The following is a 4,778-nucleotide window of genomic DNA, read 5'->3' on the forward strand; positions in this document are numbered from 1 at the left end:
ATACCGACGTCAGCCAGATCGTGCTCCCGCTCAGCGATCATCCTCTGATCATCGAGATCGACGCGCCGGCAAAGGCCGCAACTCCTCCCGACAGCCTGGTGAACGTCAGCGACACGGCAGCCGACATCGTCGACCAATTGTCGGACCTGAATGCGTCGACCACGCTGCAGACCATCACCTTGACGGACACGCATGTCCTCCCCGTCGCGTCCGAAGCGACGATGAGCTACATCATCTCGCACTACGGAAAGGCGCTGGCGGCGATCCAGGGCGGTTATTCGTTCTCCGTCACGACGTCGAGCAGCACCTGGAGCGTCACCAAGGTCTTCGATTCCTCCGGCRCCCTGGCCTCGACCACAACGACCAATTTCAGCGACGGGGTCGCCACCAGCAAGGTCACCGTCAATGCGGACGGGTCGACCGACAGCGTCAGCTACCAGGCGGGCGTCGCTGTTCAGGAAGTCATCGTCAAGGCTGACGGCTCCAAGGAGACGAAGACCTTCGGGACCGGCGGTCTCACCAACGACACGATCCAGAACAAGGATGGATCTTCGTCGACCACGCTCTATACCGCCGGGGTCAAGACCGCCTCCTACGTCAACAACGCCGACGGGAGCCACGACAACACCTTCTACAACATCACCGGAAAGACCTACGTCACGGAAACGCTGCATGTCGACGCAACCGGCAAGGTGACGTCCGACATCCGCAAGCATGCCGACGGCACGCTCGACTACAGCCAGGTGATCAACAGCGACGGCAGCAAGGTGACCACGCTGTATGATTCGGCGGGTCGCAAAACCACCATGACCACGTCGACCTCGACGACCACGACGACCGACAGCTTCAACACATCGGGCACGCTCGTGAAGGAGGTCGTACAAAAAACCGATGGCTCGGTGACGACCACCAACTACAGCGGAACCTTGCCGACGTCGGTCTACATCGTCAATGCCGACGGCTCGAAGGAGACCAAGCTCTACGATTCAAGCGGCCGACTGAGCAACGATACCGTGTTCCTGACGAACGGATCGACCTCGGCCACGACCTACGTCGCCGGCGTCAAGACGGCGCTCTATGTCACCAACAGCGACGGAAGCCACGACAACACGTTCTACAACATCAGCGGAAAGACCTACGTCACCGAGTCGCTTCACATCGACGCATCCGGCAAGGTGACCTCGGATACCCGCAAGCACGCCGACGGCTCCCTGGACTACACTCAGGTGATCAACAGCGACGGCAGCAAAGTCACGACCTTGTATGATTCCGTCGGACGCAAGACCACCTCGATCGCCGTCACCTCGGCGGCGACGACGACCGACAGCTTCAACACGTCGGGCACGCTCGTGAAGGAAGTCGTTCAGACGTCCGACGGCTCCGTGACGACCACGAACTACAATGGCGCACTCCTGACGTCGGCGTACATTGTCAATGCCAACGGATCGAAGGAAACCAAGCTGTACGACTCTGCCGGGAAGCTTGCCAACGACACCGTCTACAACACCGACGGCTCGACCTCGACCACCGTGTATTCGGCCGGCGTCAAGACCGTCCTCTACGTCAACAACGCCGACGGCACCCACGACAACACCTACTACAACATCACCGGCAAGACCTACGTCACCGAGACGTTCCACGTCGACGCCTCCGGCAAGGTGACGTCCGATACCCGCAAGCACGCCGACGGCACGCTCGACTACACCCAGGTGATCAACAGCGACGGCAGCAAGGTGACTTCGCTGTACGACTCGGCGGGCCGGAAGACCACAGTCACCACGTCGACTTCGACGACCACCACGACCGACAGCTTCAACACGTCGGGCACGCTCGTGAAGGAGGTCGTTCAGAAGACCGACGGCTCGATCACGACCACCAACTACAACGGATCGCTGCTGGCATCGGTGTACATCGTCAATGCCAACGGCTCCAAGGAGAGCAAGCTCTACGACAGCAGCGGCAAGCTCGCGACCGACGCCCTGGTCAACACGGACGGCTCCTTGTCGACCACGACCTACACGGCCGGCGTCAAGACAGCCCTCTATGTCACCAATACCGACGGCAGTCACGACAGCACCTTCTACAACATCACCGGAAAATCCTACGTCACGGAATCGCAGCACAGCGACGCTTCCGGGAAAGTGACGGAGATCGACCGCATGCATGCCGACGGCTCGCTCGACTACAAGCAGGTCATCAACAGCGACGGAAGCAAGATCACCGACGTGTACGACAGCACCGGCCACAAGCTGAACGAGGTGCAGTCGCACGCCGACGGATCGAGCGTGACCGACATCTACAACACGTCCGGTGCCCTCACCCAGGAGATCGCCAAAGCGGCAAACGGCGACACGACGACGACGAACTATTCCGGCGGAAACCCGTCGTCGATCTATGTCGTTCACACCGACGGCTGGAAGGAAAGCAAGCTGTTCGACTCCAGCGGCAATCTCACCAACGACAGCGTCTACAACACCGACGGCTCGACCTCGACCACCGTGTATTCGGCCGGCGTCAAGACCGCCAGCTACGTCACCAACGCCGACGGCACCCACGACAACTCGTTCTTCAACATCACCGGCAAGACCTACGTCACCGAATACCAACACGCCGACGCGTCCGGGACGGTGCTCACGGATACCAGGCTGCATGCCGACGGCACCTTCGACTATACGCAGGTGATCAGCAGCGACGGCACCAAGACCACCGACGTCTACGACAGCACCGGCGTGAAGACGTCGGAGGTCATCAAGCATGCGGACGGCAGCGCCGACCTGTTCAACTTTGCCGTCGCCGGCAAGCCGGGCGCGATCGAGCACGACAGCCGCGATGCCAGCGGCGCACTGCTCAAGATCGACATGCAGAACGCCGACGGAACACACAGCGTGACGGCCGTTGCTGCCGGCCAGACCGTTCAGGGTTCGGCCAACAACGACCTGTTCATGATCTCTCCGGGATCGACCAGCATCGTCTATGATCACGGCAACGACACGGTGGCTGGCTTCCACGCCGGCACGGCGTCCAACCATGACGTCATCGAGATCTCGAAAGCGCTGGTCGCGGACTACGACCATCTGCAGATGACGCAGAGCGGCTCCAGTACCGTGATCCAGATCTCGGCGACCGATACGATCGTCCTACAGAGCGTCAACGTGACGAATCTCGACCACGGCAACTTCCTGTTCGTCTGACGCGCGGGTCTCCCGCACGTAAGAGGTCAGAGCCAGGGCGGCAGTTTTGCCGCCCTGGTCCTTATGCGCGCCGGCCTGGATCGCGCCGCGATTGATTGCTGCGGCGCCTCATGTTCTAAGGGAGTGGAACTGCCCGTACGGGCGACAACCGTGCGCCGAGCGCGCCGCTGGCGGACCGGTGGCCGGGCCGTCTGGAGAAAGGCCGGAAGCCGTCAGATTCATGGTTCGACTTCTCGCCCTCTCCAGCTATTTCTATCAAAGCTTCGCTGCGATTCTGCTGATCTTCGCGCTCGGCTATCTGCTCGATCCGGCGCAATACACGACATACTCCCTGATGATTGCCGTCAGCCAATTTGCGGCGGTGGTCGCGTTCGAATGGATTCAGCTTGCCGGCCAGCGCTTCCTGTCCTCGAGCAATGGCGACGAGACGATCCGGCTGCGGTCGTCCATGTTCAGCGCGCTTGCGCTGAGCGCCCTCGCGCTGGCCGTCGTCGCCGGCGGTGGCGCGATAGCCCGGGCGGAATCGGCGAGCTTGATCGGGCTCGGCGTTGCCATCACCGTCGTCCAGGGGACAACGGACCTCCACTACATGACGATCCGTGTCTCCGGCCGGCTGGGGCCTGCTTCGGTCCTGATGATCTGCCGGGCCACATTTCTGGTGCTGGGCGCGGTCGTCGGCGCGAAGTTGCACGGGACCGCGGAATCGGCACTGCTCGGCCTCCTCGCAGGCCACGTCTTCGGACTGGCCGCGGGTTCGATTGTCGACCGCAAGCTGCTGAATTGGTCTCCCCGGCGGACCCGGCGTTCGGACCTGTCGGGATTCGCCCGTTACGGAATGCTCGCCTCGGGTGCGTCCGTAGTCCATCTCTCGGCCCCGATTCTGATCCGCTTCCTGATCATCGGCCGTTTCGGCGTCGCCTCCAGCTCCAGCGCCGGATTCTCGATGGCACTCGATCTCCTGCAGCGGCCGTTCTCGGTGCTGCTTTCCGCCATCCACACCATCAGCTATCCCGATGTCGTCGCGCGGTTCGACAACGATACAAGAGCGGTCGCACAGGAGGCGGCGACGGACCTGTTCGACCTCGCGATCTGTACGACGGCACTCATGCTCGGCGGGTTGATCGCGTTCATACCTGACGCTGCCAGGCTCTTCGTTCCAGCCGCGCTGGCGCCGAGCTTTATCGCGGTGACGCCGAGTGTCGCGATTTTCTATTTCCTGCATACGCATTTGCAGTCGACACTGGCGCTTATCCCTCACCTGGAAAAGGCGGCAATGCGGCTCATTGTCGTTGCGGCCTGCCAGCTCGCGCTCATCGCGACGTTCATCCTCATCGGCGCAGCGGCCGGCCTCGGCACGACGACGACCCTTTTGAGCGCAGGACTTGCCACAGGGCTGGTGATTGGCTTCGCCAGCGGCCCCACCGTCCGTTTCGGCGCCTATCCAAGTCCCGGACTCGCGCTGTCGGCAATCGTCGGCGCGGCATTCATCGCGGCCCTCGTCCTATTGCCGTCGGAGCCGCTACCGTGGTTGCTGGCAAAGGCGGCAGCAGCCGCGTTCATCACGGCCGTGATTGCATGGGCCGGCAA

At 62.1% G+C, this 4,778-nt stretch carries 2 protein-coding genes; both read left to right on the plus strand.

What is annotated here, in order from left to right; translation table 11 throughout:
- Positions 1-3,191: RHS repeat protein (locus ACXJL8_RS34325; protein ID WP_456686390.1), on the plus strand; the 3,191-nt coding region annotated here is incomplete at its 5' end.
- A 91-nt stretch (positions 3,192-3,282) separates the two neighbouring features.
- A partial coding sequence (locus tag ACXJL8_RS34330; protein WP_456686391.1) for a hypothetical protein occupies positions 3,283-4,778 on the plus strand: 1,496 nt, incomplete at its 3' end.

It is taken from the genome of Bradyrhizobium sp. P5_C11_2, from assembly GCF_054049755.1.